Origin of the sequence: Sulfitobacter pontiacus (assembly GCF_040790665.1) — a bacterium.
Taxonomy (GTDB): domain Bacteria; phylum Pseudomonadota; class Alphaproteobacteria; order Rhodobacterales; family Rhodobacteraceae; genus Sulfitobacter; species Sulfitobacter pontiacus.
In genome coordinates, this window is sequence record NZ_CP160849.1 from 717,620 (window position 1) to 736,081 (window position 18,462).

At 55.7% G+C, this 18,462-nt stretch carries 21 protein-coding genes; 10 read left to right on the forward strand and 11 right to left on the reverse strand.

Going from position 1 to position 18,462, the window contains the following annotated elements:
* The first annotated feature begins 104 nt into the window (after window positions 1–104).
* The 6 genes from AB1495_RS03560 to AB1495_RS03585 all read left to right on the forward strand — a co-directional run bounded on the left by AB1495_RS03560 (window position 105) and on the right by AB1495_RS03585 (window position 4,284).
* On the forward strand, window positions 105–758 hold the full coding sequence (locus AB1495_RS03560; protein ID WP_074637189.1) for an SH3 domain-containing protein: 654 nt from the start codon (window positions 105–107) through the stop codon (window positions 756–758).
* 30 nt (window positions 759–788) lie between these two features.
* The gene (locus AB1495_RS03565; RefSeq protein WP_074637190.1) at window positions 789–1,616 is read left to right on the forward strand and encodes an SDR family oxidoreductase; all 828 of its coding nucleotides are present in this window, start codon (window positions 789–791) and stop codon (window positions 1,614–1,616) included.
* Between the two features lie 58 nt (window positions 1,617–1,674).
* Window positions 1,675–1,881, forward strand: a complete 207-nt coding sequence (locus AB1495_RS03570; protein WP_074637192.1) for a twin transmembrane helix small protein — start codon at window positions 1,675–1,677, stop codon at window positions 1,879–1,881.
* The gene (locus tag AB1495_RS03575; RefSeq protein ID WP_074637195.1) at window positions 1,881–2,453 is read left to right on the forward strand and encodes a cob(I)yrinic acid a,c-diamide adenosyltransferase; all 573 of its coding nucleotides are present in this window, start codon (window positions 1,881–1,883) and stop codon (window positions 2,451–2,453) included. The genes AB1495_RS03570 and AB1495_RS03575 overlap by 1 nt, the downstream gene beginning before the upstream one ends.
* A 146-nt stretch (window positions 2,454–2,599) precedes the next feature.
* Complete coding sequence (locus AB1495_RS03580) at window positions 2,600–3,358, forward strand: electron transfer flavoprotein subunit beta/FixA family protein (protein WP_005849900.1); 759 nt, start codon at window positions 2,600–2,602, stop codon at window positions 3,356–3,358.
* Complete coding sequence (locus AB1495_RS03585) at window positions 3,358–4,284, forward strand: electron transfer flavoprotein subunit alpha/FixB family protein (protein WP_005849902.1); 927 nt, start codon at window positions 3,358–3,360, stop codon at window positions 4,282–4,284. Before AB1495_RS03580 ends, AB1495_RS03585 begins: the two co-directional genes overlap by 1 nt.
* 50 nt (window positions 4,285–4,334) lie before the next feature.
* Here the strand turns inward: AB1495_RS03585 and AB1495_RS03590 are convergent, their stop codons facing one another.
* On the reverse strand, window positions 4,335–5,159 hold the full coding sequence (locus AB1495_RS03590; RefSeq protein ID WP_074637197.1) for a DUF6473 family protein: 825 nt from the start codon (window positions 5,157–5,159) through the stop codon (window positions 4,335–4,337).
* Window positions 5,160–5,317: 158 nt separating this feature from the next.
* Here AB1495_RS03590 and AB1495_RS03595 point away from each other — a divergent pair, with 158 nt between their 5' ends.
* Window positions 5,318–6,193, forward strand: a complete 876-nt coding sequence (locus AB1495_RS03595) for a 3-hydroxybutyryl-CoA dehydrogenase (RefSeq protein ID WP_005849905.1) — start codon at window positions 5,318–5,320, stop codon at window positions 6,191–6,193.
* 65 nt (window positions 6,194–6,258) lie between these two features.
* Here AB1495_RS03595 and AB1495_RS03600 read toward each other — a convergent pair whose 3' ends face one another.
* The 7 genes from AB1495_RS03600 to AB1495_RS03630 all read right to left on the reverse strand — a co-directional run bounded on the left by AB1495_RS03600 (window position 6,259) and on the right by AB1495_RS03630 (window position 11,622).
* Window positions 6,259–7,149 carry a lysophospholipid acyltransferase family protein gene (locus tag AB1495_RS03600; RefSeq protein WP_074637199.1) on the reverse strand — a complete coding sequence of 297 codons (891 nt, stop codon included), beginning with the start codon at window positions 7,147–7,149 and terminating at the stop codon, window positions 6,259–6,261.
* A 55-nt stretch (window positions 7,150–7,204) separates the two neighbouring features.
* Window positions 7,205–7,474 (reverse strand): HPr family phosphocarrier protein, encoded by a 270-nt coding sequence (locus AB1495_RS03605; RefSeq protein ID WP_005849908.1) that lies wholly within the window; start codon window positions 7,472–7,474, stop codon window positions 7,205–7,207.
* 15 nt (window positions 7,475–7,489) lie between these two features.
* Window positions 7,490–7,882 carry a PTS sugar transporter subunit IIA gene (locus AB1495_RS03610; RefSeq protein WP_005849910.1) on the reverse strand — a complete coding sequence of 131 codons (393 nt, stop codon included), beginning with the start codon at window positions 7,880–7,882 and terminating at the stop codon, window positions 7,490–7,492.
* Window positions 7,879–8,772 (reverse strand): RNase adapter RapZ, encoded by an 894-nt coding sequence (rapZ, locus tag AB1495_RS03615; protein WP_009825323.1) that lies wholly within the window; start codon window positions 8,770–8,772, stop codon window positions 7,879–7,881. Before rapZ ends, AB1495_RS03610 begins: the two co-directional genes overlap by 4 nt.
* On the reverse strand, window positions 8,765–9,082 hold the full coding sequence (locus AB1495_RS03620; protein WP_367581969.1) for an HPr kinase/phosphorylase: 318 nt from the start codon (window positions 9,080–9,082) through the stop codon (window positions 8,765–8,767). Before AB1495_RS03620 ends, rapZ begins: the two co-directional genes overlap by 8 nt.
* A 117-nt stretch (window positions 9,083–9,199) precedes the next feature.
* A complete protein-coding gene (locus tag AB1495_RS03625) occupies window positions 9,200–10,879 on the reverse strand; it encodes a sensor histidine kinase (RefSeq protein WP_244269017.1) in 1,680 nt (559 codons plus the stop codon).
* 41 nt (window positions 10,880–10,920) lie between these two features.
* A complete protein-coding gene (locus AB1495_RS03630; protein WP_005849917.1) occupies window positions 10,921–11,622 on the reverse strand; it encodes a response regulator transcription factor in 702 nt (233 codons plus the stop codon).
* 364 nt (window positions 11,623–11,986) lie between these two features.
* On the opposite strand from AB1495_RS03630, the gene AB1495_RS03635 reads away from it, so the two are divergent.
* Window positions 11,987–13,585 carry a phosphoenolpyruvate carboxykinase gene (locus AB1495_RS03635; protein ID WP_074637202.1) on the forward strand — a complete coding sequence of 533 codons (1,599 nt, stop codon included), beginning with the start codon at window positions 11,987–11,989 and terminating at the stop codon, window positions 13,583–13,585.
* 47 nt (window positions 13,586–13,632) lie between these two features.
* Here the strand turns inward: AB1495_RS03635 and AB1495_RS03640 are convergent, their stop codons facing one another.
* Window positions 13,633–14,349, reverse strand: a complete 717-nt coding sequence (locus AB1495_RS03640; RefSeq protein WP_074637204.1) for a hypothetical protein — start codon at window positions 14,347–14,349, stop codon at window positions 13,633–13,635.
* Window positions 14,350–14,427: 78 nt separating this feature from the next.
* Window positions 14,428–15,258, reverse strand: coding sequence for a LysR family transcriptional regulator (locus AB1495_RS03645; RefSeq protein WP_009825327.1), 831 nt, complete (start codon window positions 15,256–15,258; stop codon window positions 14,428–14,430).
* 220 nt (window positions 15,259–15,478) lie between these two features.
* On the opposite strand from AB1495_RS03645, the gene AB1495_RS03650 reads away from it, so the two are divergent.
* The gene (locus AB1495_RS03650; RefSeq protein ID WP_005849925.1) at window positions 15,479–15,838 is read left to right on the forward strand and encodes a helix-turn-helix domain-containing protein; all 360 of its coding nucleotides are present in this window, start codon (window positions 15,479–15,481) and stop codon (window positions 15,836–15,838) included.
* A gap of 3 nt (window positions 15,839–15,841) precedes the next feature.
* On the opposite strand, the gene AB1495_RS03655 is transcribed toward AB1495_RS03650, so the two are convergent.
* Window positions 15,842–16,609 (reverse strand): sulfite exporter TauE/SafE family protein, encoded by a 768-nt coding sequence (locus AB1495_RS03655; RefSeq protein WP_074637206.1) that lies wholly within the window; start codon window positions 16,607–16,609, stop codon window positions 15,842–15,844.
* 146 nt (window positions 16,610–16,755) lie between these two features.
* Between AB1495_RS03655 and AB1495_RS03660 the strand changes: the two genes are divergently transcribed.
* A complete protein-coding gene (locus AB1495_RS03660; RefSeq protein WP_074637207.1) occupies window positions 16,756–18,441 on the forward strand; it encodes an acyl-CoA dehydrogenase family protein in 1,686 nt (561 codons plus the stop codon).
* Window positions 18,442–18,462: the final 21 nt, after the last annotated feature.

An 18,462-nucleotide genomic window follows, 5' to 3' on the forward strand; every position in this document is an offset into this window, starting at 1 on the left:
AACATATTGGAACGATTAGGCAGCATTTTATGTTATACTTGATAATACAGCCTTGGGGAGACCTGCTGCGGGTCTAGGCTGTCTGCTATTTCGAGGAATGTGTGATGAAGCGGTTTATTTTGTTGACCTTCGGGTTTCTTGGTTGGGCATTCTACGAGATGAGCGGCGGGGCCGATTTTCAACCCGCGAGCGCTCAGATGGCTGCGAATGCAGACCAAATGCCAGCACAGGAGAACGAAATCACCGCCGAAACCTCAAACGAACCAGTCGAGACGGCAAAGGCCATCCCGGCGGTCGCGACGGCTCCGGTTGATACGACCCCGCCAGGTTTTGAAAGCACCGCGCAAGCGGATGATGCCGACCGCGTTTCTGTCACCCTCACAACCGCATTGAATACCGCGGACACCGGTGCTGCGACTGACGTATCGTATGTGCCTGTTGCCCAGAATATCGCGGCGAACGGGGCGGACACACCCGCAATTATTCCCAGTCTGATCGTTCCGAACGACAGCGGTGCCGCGATCGTAGAGGCACGTGCTGAAACGAACCTGAGCAACGAGGCGGATATTCGTTCTGTATCCGGCAACCGTGTGAATGTCCGTGGTGGCCCTGGCACCGAGTTTCAGGTCGTGAGCAAGCTAGGTCGCGGCGATTCGGTCGAGATCATTCAGGATAACGGCGATGGATGGGTAAAGATGCGTCCCGTAGACGGCGGGCCAGAGGGCTGGATGGCCGATTTCCTGTTGTCGAACGGGTAAACTACTCAACAACTCCCGAGACAACAGTTAATGCAACAACGTACAATTTTAATTACCGGCTGCTCCTCCGGGATCGGCTACGCGGCTGCGCATACGCTGCGCGAACGCGGCTGGAGGGTTTTCGCTTCGTGCCGCCAAACACGCGATTGCGAGAGGTTAGCCGCTGAAGGATTTGATGCGCCCCAGCTCGACTATACGGATGCCAGTAGCATCGCCACTGCGGTGGATCATGTACTTGAGCAAACCGGTGGCACGCTCGATGCCCTTTATAATAACGGTGCCCATGCGACACCCGGTGCCGTCGAAGACCTCCCCACAGATGCGCTGCGCGAGATATTCGAAAGCAATTTCTTCGGCTGGCATGAGCTTACGCGCAAGATCATCCCTGTGATGCGGGCACAGGGTCACGGGCGCATTATCCAATGTTCGTCCGTATTGGGTTTTGTCACAATGCCGTGGCGTGGCGCTTACAATTCTACGAAATTCGCGCTGGAAGGCTTAACGGACACGCTGCGCATTGAACTGCGCGACACCCCCATTCACGTGACCCTGATCGAGCCCGGGCCCATTACATCCAACATCCGCGCGAACTCTATCCCGCACTTCGAGCGTTGGATCGATTGGAAAAGCTCTGCCCGAAAGGCGCAATACGAAAGCGCGTTATTAGACAGGCTATACACTGCGAGAGGGCCCGACAGGTTCGAGCTTCCGCCACAAGCAGTCGTTGACAAGCTTATCCATGCGCTGGAGGCCGACCGCCCACGGCCGCGGTATTATGTCACGACGCCGACGCGTATCTCGGGCATTTTAAAGCGTATTTTACCAACACGTGCCTTAGACTGGGTGCTCTCTCGATAAATTCGGGTTGCGCTACTGCATGACCCCGCTACATCTTTCAGCAACACAAAGGATGCTTATGTTCGCTGATCCGTTATATATCCTGACCGTCGTTGCCGTGATTGCGGTGGTTATCGTATTGATTTTTGGGCTTGGGGGCTTCGCTGGTGGCGGAGAATTCAATAAGCGCAATTCAAATAAACTTATGCGCATGCGCATCATCGCACAGTTCATCGCTGTCATTCTCATCGTCATATATGTGTACCTGCGAAAGGACGCTGGCTGATGGTTGTTCTTAATAAAATCTACACCCGCACCGGCGACAAAGGCGAAACCGCGTTGGGGAACGGGGACCGTGTGGCCAAACACGACCTCCGGGTCGAGGCATATGGCACATCCGACGAATTGAACTGTTTTGTTGGTGTCGCGCGGCTTGAGGCGAAAGGCGAAACCGACGCCGCCCTGTCGCGTATCCAGAACGACCTGTTCGACCTGGGCGCTGACCTGTGCCGCCCCGATATGGAAGCGGATGCAGGCGCCGAATACCCGCCTCTGCGCCTCGCGGCGGAGCAGGTCGACAGGCTTGAACGTGAGATCGACGTGATGAACGCGGATCTGTCTCCGCTGAGAAGCTTTATTCTACCCGGCGGCACCGCACTTGCCGCGCATTTGCACGTGTGCCGGACAGTTGCGCGCCGCGCCGAACGGCTTGCGGTGCATTTGGCTGACAGGGATTCTATCAATCCGGCCACCGTCAAATATCTGAACCGGCTAAGCGATTGGTTTTTCGTCGCGGCCAGGGCTTCAAATAACGGCGGTAAGGACGATGTATTGTGGGTGCCCGGGGCAAATCGCTAAGGCCGTCAGTCAGAAACGCCGCGTCGAAAGACAATAAATTACTATTTTTGACTGTTTTGCATTCGATTGCTTCGTTACACCGACGAAGAGTTCACATGATCGGGGCCGAACCGGCCCGGATCGTCAACTGAGGAGAGAGAACGCTCATGAAGGTACTGGTACCTGTAAAGCGCGTGATCGACTACAACGTGAAAGTACGCGTCAAAGCGGACGGCACGGGTGTTGATCTTGCCAACGTAAAGATGTCGATGAACCCGTTTGACGAGATTTCCGTCGAACAAGCGATCCGCATGAAAGAGGCCGGCCAGGTCGAAGAAGTTGTGGTCGTCTCTATCGGCGTAAAACAGGCGCAGGAAACACTGCGCACAGCGCTGGCAATGGGCGCCGACCGCGCGATTCTGATCGTGGCGGCCGACGATGTGCACAACGATATCGAGCCTTTGACCGTTGCCAAAATTCTGAAAGGCGTCGTCGAAGAAGAGAAGCCCGACCTTGTTCTTTGCGGTAAGCAGGCGATCGACAACGACATGAACGCCACTGGCCAGATGCTGTCCGCTCTGCTGGGGTGGTCGCAAGCGACCTTCGCCTCCAAAGTCGACATCGATGGCGACAGCGCTGTTGTGACACGTGAAGTCGACGGTGGTTTGCAGACTATTAAGGTTTCCATGCCTACAGTCGTGACTGTGGATCTGCGCCTGAACGAACCACGCTATGCGTCGCTACCCAACATCATGAAGGCAAAGAAAAAGCCTTTGGATGAAAAGACACCTGCCGATTATGGCGTCGAGGTTTCCAACCGTTTGGAAATCATCAAGACGGCTGAGCCAGCAGAACGTGCTGCGGGCATCAAGGTCGAGTCGGTCGATGAACTGGTTGCGAAACTTAAAGAAGCGGGGGCTGTGTAATGGCTGTTCTACTCCTTGCAGAAGTAACTGATGGCGAACTGGCACTTGACGCGACATCCAAAGCCGTTGCTGCGGCCAAGATGCTCGGCGATGTTACTGTTCTCTGCGCTGGTGGTTCCGCCGCTGCGGCGGGCGAAGCGGCGGCGAAAATCAACGGTGTTTCCAAAGTTCTGGTCGCCGAGGATGAGACCCTTGGCCACCGCCTCGCGGAATCCACTGCGGCGTTGATCGTATCGCTCGCCGGTGATTACGATCACATCACCGCGCCAGCGACCACAGACGCCAAAAACGTGATGCCACGTGTTGCTGCGTTGCTTGACGTCATGTTGCTGTCCGATGTGTCCGGTGTTGTCGATGCCGACACGTTCGAACGTCCCATCTATGCGGGCAACGCGATCCAGACGGTCAAATCCTCGGATGCGAAAAAGGTTATCACCTTCCGCACCACGACGTTTGACGCCGCTGGCGACGGTGGCTCTGCCTCTGTAGAGACGGTATCCGCTGCGGCCGATCCCGGCCTGTCTTCCTGGGTTGAAGACCACGTTGCAGAAAGCGATCGCCCCGAGCTGACATCGGCTGGCGTGGTTGTTTCCGGCGGCCGTGGCGTTGGCTCCGAAGAAGACTTCGCCTTGATCGAAAAGCTGGCTGACAAGCTGGGTGCCGCTGTTGGCGCTTCGCGCGCTGCCGTTGATTCGGGCTATGCTCCGAACGACTGGCAAGTTGGCCAGACCGGTAAGGTTGTCGCGCCCGAGCTTTATGTGGCGGTTGGCATCTCCGGTGCGATCCAGCACTTGGCCGGCATGAAAGACAGCAAAATCATCGTCGCCATCAACAAAGACGAAGAAGCGCCGATCTTCCAGGTCGCCGACTATGGTCTGGTGGCAGATCTGTTCGAAGCCGTTCCCGAGCTGATCGAGAAACTGTAAGCCTTTAAGGTTTTCACGGATAAGGCCCGCAATCACCTGCGGGCCTTTTTCTATTTCAGGCGTGCAATCGCCTGCGCGACCGCCTTCGCAATCTCTTGATGTGCCCGAACGCCGGGGAGCTGTAACGCCCGCTCTTTTTCTATTGGAGGGAACACCATCCCCGCCGTCCCCTCGGATATGGCCGCGTGTGACGGTGTCACATATACCACCCCGGCCGCCAGTCGACTCACCTGAGAAACCATAGCTTTGGTCACGAACAGAGGCCCCGCGCGAGCCTGCGCCCCCATGTCACGCGTGGGCTTTTCGGGACCAAGGTGAAGCAGCACGCATGGTCCCGTCATCCGGCCAAGCAGCAGGGTCATCCGCGCGATCCAAGCCTGCTGAAGCTCACGCACCACCATCGCGAACCGAGTGGGCGAGACTTGCTTGAGCGCTTCCAATAGGTGACGTGTGAAATGAAACTCCGCAAAATCAACCTCGGGGTAGATGGAGCAAAGCAGTTTCGACGGTGCGATAAATCTGTCGTTTCGACGCGGGTGCACTGAGTAGTAACGATTCGACATATTATGTGCCCCCAACACTTGCACCACGGTCACATGCGCCCCGGCGGCAATTTTCATGACTTCGGTATCATGTAGAAACACATCCAGACCCGCATTTTGTAACCCGAAATTGATGCAAGGCACCCCGCTAGACAGTTCTACCAACGCGGGGAACGGAGTTTCGACGTAGCGGCCAAACGTCTGGGTGCCGCCAACAAAAACCACATAGGGCGAGGAAGTTCCCCGAAGAGGTCCGCGAAACAGTAGCTTCGACGTGCCATAGCGACACAACGCGTAGTCCAACCGCCGCTTGCCATCATCCGTAGCGCCCATACCGTTCACCCTGTTCCACCGCTTTACGGACGCAGAATCGCCCTAAGTATTTTCGATTTCCTTAATGTTCGGATTTGAGAAAAGCTGTCGTGAATTCCGACCCTTGCGGCTGCTACCCCGCCCGCTTTATGCTGCGGCGAAACAAAAGGGGACAGCGCATGGATATCCAGACAATCGGCATCGTTGGCGCGGGCCAAATGGGCAACGGCATCGCCCATGTTATGGCTTTGGCGGGCTACGACGTGCTGTTGAATGATGTAAGCGCTGAAGCACTGCAAAAGGCGGTTGATACCATTACCGGCAACCTCGACCGTCAGGTTGGCCGCGGTAAGGTAACCGAAGCAGACCGTGACGCGACGCTCAAAAGAATCGTGACAACCCAAACACTTGCAGAACTGGGCCAAAGCGATCTGGTGATCGAGGCGGCGACTGAACGCGAGACCGTCAAGCAAGCGATTTTTGAAGATCTGATCCCCCACCTCAAACCGACCACAATCCTGACGTCGAACACGTCGTCGATTTCGATTACAAGGCTCGCCAGCCGAACCGATCGCCCTGAAAAGTTTATGGGGTTCCACTTCATGAACCCGGTGCCCGTGATGCAGCTGGTGGAGCTGATCCGCGGGATTGCGACGGACAAGGAAACTTTTGAGGCCTGCCGCGGCGTTGTTGATAAACTGGGCAAAACTGCGGCCTCTGCCGAAGACTTCCCAGCATTTATCGTAAATCGTATCTTGATGCCGATGATCAACGAGGCTGTCTATACACTCTATGAAGGTGTGGGCTCTGTCGAATCTATCGATAGTTCACTCAAGCTGGGGGCCAACCACCCGATGGGGCCGCTGGAGCTTGCAGATTTCATCGGTCTAGACACCTGCCTGGCGATTATGAACGTGTTGCATGACGGGCTGGCCGATACGAAATATCGTCCCTGCCCGCTCCTGACAAAATACGTCGAAGCGGGCTGGCTGGGGCGTAAATCTCAGCGGGGTTTCTATGACTACCGCGGCGATGTGCCTGTCCCCACGCGATAAATCTGCAGCAAGCAGCGGGAGCCAGCCCCCGCGCCCCCGGGATTTATCCCATTTGGAAGATAGCGTTAGTCTTTAAGCGCAAGTGTATGCGCCCGTAGCCACGCCATGAAACCGCGCGGGTCGTCCGCATGAGCGGCCATGTGCTCTGGCGAAAGCGGCGCGCCTACGATCGGGCCCTGCGGCTTGTCGCATGCGTGCACAATCTCGTGGAGCAGAAGCCCCTGCCGCAAGATGGGCGAGATTTTATTCGCAATTTGATAGGCTCTGCTATTTTGCCCTGGAAAGCGCATTGGAACCACTTGCGCGCCCGAGCGCCGGATCATTTTCGCGGTGAAAACATTCCACTCCGCCTCTATGGCAGGGCCGAACATGGTATCCGAAGCCGCTACGACCCCGGAGGGGAACAGCGCGACAACACCGCAATCCTTCAGATGCGCCATCGCTTTGGCGCGCATTTCGACACCTTTGCGCTGCGCATCAGGGTCATGGGGAAACGGCACGGGGATCATATAGCTGCCCGCGACCTCGTCGATAGAGGTCAACAAAGAGCGCGTCAGGATCCGATAATCAGGGCGTACCCGTCCGATCAGATCGGCGAAAATCATGCCATCGACCATCCCGTGCGGGTGGTTCGCGACAACGACCACTGGACCCGTTTTCGGAATGCGATCCAGCTGTTCCTGCGGGGTCGTCAGGTCGATCCCCATGGTATCGAGTGCCGCACGCCAGAAACCCTGCCCTGTGGGCGCGCCCTGTTTCTCGAACTGTCGGATCAGGCGCAGAACCTTGAGCTTGCCGGTGAAAAGTTCGATAGCGCTGATGATCCCCGATTTGACAGGATGATCAAACGTGGATGCATAGGACAGGCTGCGGCGGTCATACTTCGTGAAGGTCACCGGTTCGCCGCTGCCATCGTTCAGTAGGGGCGCAGGGCCGGTTGGCGCATTCTCCGTCATGTGGTTAACCCTTTACGCATCACAGTGACCACCGGCCGCATTGCAAACACCGCCGTTACTGGCCTTCGCCGAACTTGTCAGCCACCAAGGCTGTTAACGCATCGGCCAATGCGTCCTGATCCGGGCCGGAGGTCTGTACATCAATCGTACACCCTTTGGACGCCGCAAGCATCAGCAGCCCCATAATGCTGTCACCAGAGGCGGACATCCCGTCCTTGCTGACTTCGGCGCGCGCATCAAAAGCCTCGACGACCTCAACCAGCTTGGCGGAGGCGCGGGCATGCAGGCCTTTTTCGTTTACGATTTTCAATGAGACTTGGGTCATACAATAGGGGCCTTGCTATTCCGCACTAACATTCTGGCTATCAATATATTTTCTGCCGGCCGCCAGGGCCGCGCGCACCGCCTCGGGCACTTCCAGATCACGTGACTTTGCCAGCTTGATCAACATGGGAAGGTTTGCGCCGTAAAGGATCCGACGGTTTTCAGGACGGCATGCAAGCAAACTGAGGTTCGACGGGGACCCACCGAAAAGGTCCGTTACGACGACAACACCATTGCCCGTATCCACGGCATCGGCTGCCTCGCAGATTTCCCGCTGCTTTTCGGTACGATCATGGTCTGCATGGATCGCAATAGCGCGCACGCCGTTTTGCGACCCAACAACATGTTCGATCGCAGCCAAATATTCTTTGGCCAATCCGCCGTGTGCAACAATCACAATACCAATCAACGCGATGTCTCTTCCCGTTTACTACGATCCAGTTCGCGGTGTCTGATGGACACCTGCCAGCCGTCGTTCGAAAGTTTGAACGCCAGATGTTCGGCCAAAGTTACGGAACGGTGTTGCCCCCCTGTGCAGCCAAACGCAAGAGAGATATGCGATTTACCTTCAGTCTTGCAGGCTGGCAGGATCAATTGACACAGAGAGTTTACCTGTGCGGCAAAGCTTTCGAACAGCGGGTCGGCATGCACGTAATCGGCGACCTCTTTTTGTGTGCCGTTCATACCACGCAGGGAGGGTTCCCAATAGGGATTGCGCAAAAACCGGCAGTCAAACACCATATCCGCACTGCGGGGCAAGCCGCGCTTATACGAGAAAGACTGTACGGATACGCTGAGGTGATGCTCCCCATCAAGCGCGAACCAGCGCTCCACTTCCGCACGCAACTGGTGCACATTCAGCTCGGACGTGTCGATCAGGACATCCGCCAGCGCCAGCACCGGTTCAAGCAGCTCTTTCTCGCGCACGATCCCCTCGACAGGTGTAGCGGTGGCCGCCATGGGGTGACGCCGGCGTGTTTCGGAGAAGCGCCGAAGCAGGACGTTGGTCGCACAATCCAGATATAGCAATTCAATATCTACATCGGGACGAGACCGCATGTCCGACATCAGTTCGATCACGCGATCGGTCGAAAAATCGCGGTTCCGCAAATCGACACCAAGAGCCATCGGACGCAGTTGACCCGGCGCTTCGAGCAAAGCGCGCAGCATCCGCATGGGAATATTGTCGATCGCTTCAAAGCCTGCATCCTCCAACACATTTAGCGTCGAAGATCGCCCTGCCCCCGCGGGGCCGGTCACCAGCACCATACGCCGGTTGGGTGTTACATCATCAGTCATCTGCTGTGTATTTCATCATCTTTGCCATCAAGTAAACAGAGGCAGCAAAATGAGGCCCGTCGCATCGTTTCAGGCATCGGATTTGGATGCCCATCACGTCTTGGTACGTGATTTCGGGAAGGCGGTCAGGCTCATCTTGGTCAAGGTCTACGATAAGAAAGATCGGTATCGCACTGCGATGTTTCAAGGTCAGCAAGCCGACGCCGCGCGCCTCGATCAACCCTTTGATCGCGGCGGGTGGGTGCGCGATAACCTGGGCATCCTGAACGATCAAATCCGTGCGGTCATCGGCAACCAGCTCGGCTCCCATCGCAATCATCTGCAGCGCCAGCGCGGACTTGCCTTTACCCGAGCCCCCCTGATCATCACGCCACGCCCATCAATTGCGACGGTGGTGGCGTGGATCATGCTTTTGGTCATGGCCGGTTCAGGTGGGCAGGCCGACTACAAAGCGCGCGCCAAGGGGATCCGAGGAGATATCGGCATCCGTGGGCCGGATATTTTCTGCCCAGATCACGCCGCCATGCGCTTCGACAATCTGCTTCGAGATCGCCAGCCCGAGGCCGGAGTTATTGCCAAAATGCTCTTCCGGGCGCTGCGAATAAAAACGCTTAAATATCTTCGACAGAGCTTGCTCTGGAATGCCGGGTCCCGTGTCTTCGACGACCACAAGAACGCGATTTTCACGTTTACGTGCCCAGACCCGAATGGCATCGCCGTCTTCGCAGAACGAGACGGCATTGCTGATCAGATTCACAAAAACCTGTGCCAAGCGTGCTTCCAACCCGTGCACGATGATCGGTTGTTCGGGCAGATCGGTGATAAAATCGATGCCACGTTTGCGCGCATCTTCGCCAAGATACTGACCCAGATTGCTGATCATCATCAGCAGATCAAACGGCTCTTCCTCTTCCTTGACCAATTCGCTGTCCAGACGGGACGCATTCGAAATATCACTCACCAAACGATCCAACCGGCGAACGTCATGGTCGATGACATCCAGCAGTTTTTCGCGCTGGTCCTCACGCTTGATCAGGCGCAGCGTGCCTACCGCAGAACGGAGCGAAGCAAGCGGATTCTTGATCTCATGCGCGACATCGGCGGCAAACTGTTCGTTTCCGTCGATGCGGTTGTATAATGCGGAAACCATCCCGCGCAGTGCGCCCGACAAGCGCCCTATTTCATCAGGACGCGCCGTCAAATCAGGGATACGAATGCGGCCCGGGTTCATCTTTCGCGCATCTTTATCACGCCCAAGCTCTGCCGCGGCAGCAAGATCGGACAACGGATTTGCAATGGTCGAGGCCAGCACGAGGCTCAACCCGATCGAAACCAGCGTCGCGATCACGAACATCTGGAGCACCCTCTCCCGTTCGCCGCGAACCAGTTTGTCAATTTCACCCGCCGCCGAGGTGACGGCGACAACGCCGACTGGCAATCCGTTCTGCACAATCGGCGTAGCAACGGAGAAAAGCGTGCCACCAGTGCCGACAAGATCGTTCCGCACCTTGGTCCCGCCTACCAATGCACCCGATACCAACGGCTGCAACTGTTCCGCCAACGGAGCAGGATCTGCCGCGGCGGCGCTTTCGAACGGTCGGGAGAGCAGCCCCCAAAGCCAGCTCAACCCATCGGAAATCAGCGCCGTGTCATCTTCGGCACCGACGTTATTTCGCGCGGCGGCACCCGCGTTCTGCGCAACAAGGCTTTCGGTAGAATCGAATACAAACACCTCGATCCCGCTGCGCAAATCAAGCCGGCCAAGGCTTGCATCCACATCTATCGCGTCGCTCAGGCTGTCAGGCGTACCCGCCGTTGCCAACTGCGCCTCAAAAACGTCAGCGATCAGTTCAGCTTCCGAAACCAGTGACGCACCACGCTGCACGGCCAGGCTATCGCGAGAAGAGTTAAGATAAAGAATACCGGCGGCCAAAACATTCAACGCAATCAAGTTAAATGTGATGATCTTGCGCGTCAGCGGCGACGCACGCAGAGAGAAGAGCCCCCGCCGCGCGCGTTTGCTGCGCAGTTCATCTGTCGCGGTTTTGTCCGGAGCGACCCAATCGTCGCCCAATACAACATCACCGTCCCGATAAGGTGTGGTCATGTCTCGCACAAAATTCCTTTCGACAATGGCCATGGCTCAGGTCACTCTTCGTTGTATCTGTAGCCGATGCCATAGAGTGTTTCGATCGCGGAAAACTCGTCATCCGCAGTCCGCATTTTTTTGCGCAACCGTTTGATATGACTATCGATTGTACGGTCGTCGACGTACACTTGATCATCATATGCCACGTCCATCAACTGGTCACGCGACTTCACAAAGCCGGGGCGCTGTGCAAGCGCTTGCAGCAGCAGGAATTCTGTCACCGTCAGGGATACGTCCTTACCCTTCCAGCTGACTGCATGGCGCAACGGATCCATGCGCAAATCACCACGTTCGATCACTTTGGTTTCTTCGGTGTCGCCGACCTCATTGGTTTCCACCGCATCCTGACGGCGCAACAGCGCACGGATACGTTCAACCAAAAGCCGCTGACTAAAGGGTTTTTTCACGTAGTCGTCAGCCCCCATCCGCAGGCCGAGCACTTCATCAATCTCGTCATCTTTGGATGTCAGAAAGATCACGGGCATCGCGGTTTTCTGGCGAAGCCTTTGCAGCAAATCCATGCCATCCATGCGAGGCATCTTGATGTCCAACACCGCCATGTCGGGCAGTTTTTTGTTGAACGCGTCCAACGCGGCCTGCCCGTCATTATATGTCTCGACTTCGAAACCTTCGGCTTCCAACGTCATTGAAACCGACGTCAGGATATTCCTGTCGTCATCCACCAATGCAATTTTAGACATTGCCTGTTCCTTTTATATGCTGCTCAACTGCCATAATATTTTTTCTTTCATTGATCATCAATTTACGCGGCCGAATCAATCGGAAACTGCGAATCGCTCCTCATCTTGGCCATAATCACGCCACAATTTGCCAATGAATGGCTAAATTGCCGCACATGTGGGGTGCAGACGCCACGTTACCCCATCGCACTTTACGTTCAATTAACGACAGTTTCCGCAAACAGTTACATGGTGGCGCTAACTGCGACTAACCTACCTGTTCATACTGTAAATCAACGTGCTAAGAGGCGGACACGACCCCTTGGGTCGAGCCATTTGTGCAAGAATTGGCACCTTTTCTCGGTGCAGCTACAGGAGACATCACATGACGTTAGGCCGCGTAAATCCGCAATTCCGCCTCGAAGACCAAGGCATAAGCGGGCTTGGTGATGTCTATTATAACATGATCGAACCCGCGTTGGTCGAAGCCGCGCTGAAACGGGAAGAAGGCACGTTGGGCAGGGGCGGCGCGTTTCTTGTGACGACGGGCAAATTCACCGGACGCTCCCCCAAGGATAAACATGTCGTAAAAACCGACAGCGTTGCCGATAAAATCTGGTGGGAAAACAACGCCGAGATGTCGCCTGAAGGCTTTGATGCGCTTCACAAGGACATGTTGGCGCACATGCAGGGGCGTGATTACTTCGTCCAGGATCTGGTCGGTGGGGCCGATCCGAAACACGCGATCAACGTGCGTATGGTAACCGAGCTGGCTTGGCACGGTCTGTTCATTCGCCACATGCTGCGCCGCCCCGAGCGCGACGCGCTGGATGATTTCATCGCGGACTTCACCGTGATCAACTGCCCGAGCTTTTCGGCTGATCCAGCCAAACACGATTGCCGCTCGGAAACCGTCATTGCGATGAACTTCGACAAGAAGATGATCTTGATCGGCGGCACAGAATACGCAGGTGAGAACAAGAAATCTGTATTCACCCTGCTGAACTACCTGTTGCCGGAAAAAGGGATCATGCCGATGCACTGCTCGGCCAACCATGCTACCGGCAATCCCGTTGATACCGCTGTATTCTTCGGTCTGTCAGGCACAGGAAAGACCACGCTATCCGCCGATCCGGGCCGCACATTGATTGGTGACGATGAACACGGCTGGTCGGATAACGGGACCTTTAATTTCGAAGGCGGCTGCTACGCCAAGACGATCAACCTCAGCCGCGAGGCAGAGCCCGAGATTTACGCGACTACCGAAAAATTCGGCACCGTGATCGAGAACATGATCTTTGATGAAGACACCAAAGAGCTTGATTTCGACGATGACAGCCTCACCGCCAATATGCGTTGCGCTTACCCGCTTCACTACATTTCTAACGCCTCGGCGAAAGCGACGGGTGGGCACCCCAAGAATATCATCATGCTAACCTGTGATGCGTTCGGTGTTCTTCCCCCTATCGCGCGCTTGACCCCGGCGCAGGCCATGTACCACTTCCTGTCTGGCTTCACCTCCAAGGTTGCCGGTACCGAACGTGGCGTGACTGAACCCGAGCCTACATTCTCGACCTGCTTTGGTGCGCCCTTCATGCCGCGTCGCCCCGAAGTCTACGGGAACCTTCTCCGCGAGAAGATCGCGGCGCATGGCGCAACCTGCTGGCTGGTAAACACTGGCTGGACTGGGGGCGCTTATGGCACAGGCAGCCGCATGCCGATCAAAGCAACGCGCGCGCTGCTGACCGCAGCATTGGAAGGGGCGCTCGCGGGCGTAGAGTACCGCAAAGATCCAAACTTCGGCTTTGATGTTCCCGTGGCGGTTACGGGTGTTGCTGACATCCTGCTGGATCCACGCCGGACATGGGACAACCCTGAATCCTACGATCGTCAGGCTGACAAGCTGGTCAAGATGTTTGCAGAAAACTTCGAACAATACCTCCCTTATATTGATGACGACGTGAAAGCGGCCGCCATCGGCTAAAGCTTAACAGAGCCGCGCCAATGCGCGGCTCTTTTTCCATGCGCAGACTATGCCGCTTTCGACGCTCGGCCCGAGAGCGGCATATCCAGAATAAAGCGCAAATCATCGCGCCCCATATAGGCCATGAACCCCTCGACCGGCGCATCCATTCCGTTGATGAACCAGCGCAATGTGCCTGGCTCCGTATGCATATAGCCGTGCCGCGCTGGAAAGCCCTTATACACGACCGAGTTGGTCATAAACGCGATGACATGGTCAGGATCCCAATGCTGCATCGCCTGCCAGAATGCATAGCGCCCCAGCACAGAAGATAGACCTGCGTTTCTGAACTCTCGCGGCGTTGTGCCCACCCAGAACTCCCCATGATAGCACACGTCGCCAGCGATGCGCTGCGCACCCGGCCCCGCCCGATACCGTGATCGAAGAAAATCGATGTCAACGCCGGGCGGCGGAAACTCGATAAATGAACGACGAAGATATTCGGCTAGCTTGGCTCCTTTCAAATCCAGCATACGCATTGCCTGCGTATGCATAACATCGCCTTTGGCATTTCGGCCGACAATCCAAAAGGCATTGGTTTCGTTCAGGTCGTGCGTTTCAGGGTCAAACGGCAGCCCTAGCAAGTGATCCGGACGCGCGTCCTGCAATATCGTCTTATACTCAGCAAAATCATAACCGACCGTTAATGTAATCCCGGCCTCATGCAAAAGTGCGGAACTGCTGGCGATAAACCGTTCGCCGTCTTGAAAACTTAACAACGTCATACTGAACTCTCCTTTGATGCAAGCTGATCAAAGGGTAGCTTATTTATCGGGAATTTTCTTCGATTTTTCGGTAACCGGCTAGAAGCCGACGATCGCATCCTCGGGCATGCCAACCATCGCGTCTTGATCCAACCCTGAGATGGTGACGTGACGTGATCTATCTACCGCGGATATCAAAGCAAAGCTTCCGTCAGGGAAACGGCTCGCCATCAAAAGTCGTTTATAGGCCAATGGGATAAGCTCTCCGCCTGCCGTGTTTCTTGGCATTTGCGTCACAACCTCGTCAAGGCGGACCCCGCCATTCGCCTGAACCTCCCGAAAGGGGAAATCCAGCATCGCCTCAAACTCGGGACCGCCCGGAAAATTGCCGAGAGGGCGGCCAATACTGCTGCGCGCATTCTCCCAACCCCACCAACTTGTGTAAAATGATTCTTGTCCGACTTCGATACAGATCCAACCACTGGGTGAGTCGCGATACACTAGGACATAGGGGCGAATTTGTTGAAAATTCTCATGTTCCAACCGGCCCTCGCTCTGCACCCAGGCCGAGAATGCCTCCTTGATCATTTCAGATTCACCGTCCCAAATCTGGGTAAGTGGCCGTTGCTGCTGATAAAAATTCCATCCGTTGGGTGTTTCGTGGGACAGCCGTAAAAGCCCACCCGTGCTCCGCGTGTTGCCCTTGATCCAGACTTTGCCCCGCGCGAGAAACTCACGCGCTTCTGGCAAAGCTTCTTCACCACGCTGTGTTAATTTGTACCGGCGCTCATCAACCTCAAACATAGGAGCCCCCAAGAACTCCTCAATTTGGGCAATATGGCGCCGAACCGTCTGCCGCGTACTTCCCAACAAGCGCACAGCTTGACTAAGGTTCAACGTATCCGCGAGGACGGTAAAAGATCTAACCATTTCATATAGTAACGGCGGAATTCGGTCCGCGTCAAAATCAACTGGCTTTGGGCTGTCGACAGTGTTCATTCGTCACCAATGGTAAATTAATCATACATTAAGGCATTATTCATAATACACCCTTGGCCACTTTGTAACCACAAATTGAATAAATCTATCCAATTGAACGGAAAGAGTGATTTGGGGATGACTAATTCAACAACAACCGGAGGTAATTAATATGTCGCATCCAGTGGACATCCACGTCGGCAAAAAACTTAAACAGATCCGTACGCTGCGTCGGCTTTCCCAAACTGATGTGGCCAAGCGGTTAAACCTGTCGTTCCAGCAAATCCAGAAATACGAAATCGGGTCAAACCGGGTCGCGGCAAGCCGCCTGTTTGAACTGTCCCAGATTTTAGACGTAACGCCCGCGTATTTCTTTGAAGGTCTGCATGACAACACGAATGATGCGCCCAAAGCCGACCCGAGCATCGAGATTGTCAGCGCCTTGGCCGCAATAAACGACGACGCGCTTAAAACGCGTATTGTGACGTTTATCGAAGATGTGTCTGGGCTAACGGTCGCGCGTCAGGGCTAAGCCTTAACCAAACACGCCTCGGCGCACCAAGTTTGCGCCTGCAATCAATAGGATGACCAGCGTCGCTTTCTTAAAGGACGCTTGGTCAATCTTATCCATGACTTTGCTGCCAAGCCACATACCGGTAAGCGACGGCAAGATCATGACGGCAGAAAAGGGCACGGTTTCAGCGCGAAGCACGCCAGATCCGAAGTGCGAAAACAACAATAGCACCGCGCCGAGTCCGTAGATGACACCCTGAACCCGCATTTGGTCGTGCTTGGGCGTGCCCAATGCGGTCAGGTAGGCGACGGTAGGCGGCCCCCAAACGGCCGATACGCCACCGACCGCCCCGGCGAAGGCACCTATAAATGCTTCTAGTTTTGTAGATCGGTGCGACAGGGTGAAGCTACGCCCCGTCACCTGCCACAGCGCGAACAATGTGATCGGAACACCAATCACCAGCAGCATCGTATCGGTGGCGAGAAAACGCACGGTCTGCGCTGACAAGCTAAGCGCTATGCCGCCCGCAATCAGGAAAACCTTAAACTTTTTGATGGAGTCCCAAGCCGCAGCCACCCCCTGCCGTAGTGCCTGAAACATATTGGTAATTACAGTCGGGAAGATCAGCCCCGCAAGGGCAAGCTCAGGTGACAAGAACATCGTCAGCCCTGAAATCAGCACCAGCGGCATCGCGAAGCCCACGACGCCCTTAATGAATCCCGCCACAAGGCCAATTCCAAAGGCGAACGCCCATTCTGACGGCGTCAATAAACTGAAAAACATGTCCATACCGCACGTCATACCAAGATTGCGGCGGAGCGCACGCGAAATCCTCAGCGTAATTTTAAACCAAATTGACGCAGCAAAACGTATCTTTATTGTGCTGCACCTGCGAAAAGGTTATGCCGTGCTTAACCAAACAAGGGAGCTTACAGATGGCACATGATGGACAAGACGTGATTTCTGGCGCGAACATCGTGATCGATGACCTGCTCGCAACCACCAGATCAACGCTGGCCCCGGTAGACCGCCTTTTAGAAGCCGCTAAATCCGCGGTTCGTGCGACCGTTTCTCAAGACGGGAAAGTGTCGAATACACTGGTCGAAGAAAACCAAACCGCCGCGCATGGTCTTGCGTGGCTTGCAACCTACGCCCAATCGCTTCACCAGATGCAGCTATGGGCAGAGAAGCTCGACGCAGATGGCACGTTTTCCGAAACAGAACAGTTGATCCATCAAATCGCATTCGGCGAATACCTGTGCCAGATTTCCGGCGGCATTCAGATGAACCAAGGGGAAATTCTGCGCCTGCATGATCTTGGCGTCTCTACCACAGATCAAAACGCGTTTTCCAATGCCGGCATCACGACACTGCAGCAACGAGGCAATTCGCAGGCTGCACGCACGCGCCTTGTCGAACTCATGCAAGAGCAAAGCGCCAACATCACCGTCGGGCGGTCCGGCCTTGACGAAGAGCTGGAGATGATCCGCGAACAGTTCCGTCGTTACGCTGTTGAAAAAGTGGAACCATTTGCCCACGAATGGCACCTGAAGGACGAGCTGATCCCGATTGAAGTCATCAATGAATTGGCGGAAATGGGCGTTTTCGGCCTGACGATCCCCGAAGAATTTGGTGGCTTTGGGCTGTCCAAAGCCTCTATGTGCGTCGTCTCGGAAGAGCTGTCGCGCGGCTATATCGGCGTGGGCTCGCTCGGCACGCGGTCTGAAATCGCGGCCGAACTGATCATCGCCGGCGGGACGGACGCCCAAAAAGAAAAGTGGCTCCCGCGGATCGCCAGCGCCGAGACCTTGCCCACAGCCGTATTCACGGAACCGAACACCGGCTCTGACCTTGGTTCTTTGCGCACGCGCGCGGTGAAAGATGGCGACGATTATAAGATAACTGGCAATAAAACCTGGATCACGCACGCGGCCCGGACCCATGTGATGACGCTGCTCGCGCGCACGGATCCGCAGACGTCGAACTACAAGGGCCTGTCGATGTTCTTGGCCGAGAAAACGCCGGGCGCCGACGCGAACCCTTTCCCTTCAGAAGGCATGACCGGCGGCGAGATCGAAGTGCTCGGCTATCGCGGCATGAAGGAATACGAGCTTGGTTTCGACGGGTTCCACGTCAAAGGTGAAAACCTGTTGGGCGGCGAAGAGGGCAAAGGGTTCAAACAGTTGATGGAAACCTTTGAAAGCGCGCGCATCCAGACAGCCGCGCGTGCCATCGGGGTCGCGCAATCCGCGCTCGACATTTCGATGCAATACGCGATTGATCGCAAGCAGTTCGGCAAGTCTCTCATCAACTTCCCTCGCGTGTCGTCCAAACTGGCGATGATGGCGGTCGAAATCATGATCGCCCGCCAACTCACCTATTTCTCGGCGTTTGAAAAAGACGAAGGCCGGCGCTGTGATGTCGAAGCGGGCATGGCCAAACTGCTCGGCGCACGGGTCGCTTGGGCCGCAGCTGACAATGGCTTGCAGATCCATGGCGGCAACGGTTTTGCACTCGAATACAAAATCAGCCGTGTCCTATGCGACGCACGTATCCTCAACATTTTCGAAGGCGCGGCAGAGATTCAGGCGCAGGTCATCTCGCGCCGTTTGCTCGGATGAAGTTCGGGCAGCCTGACGCGT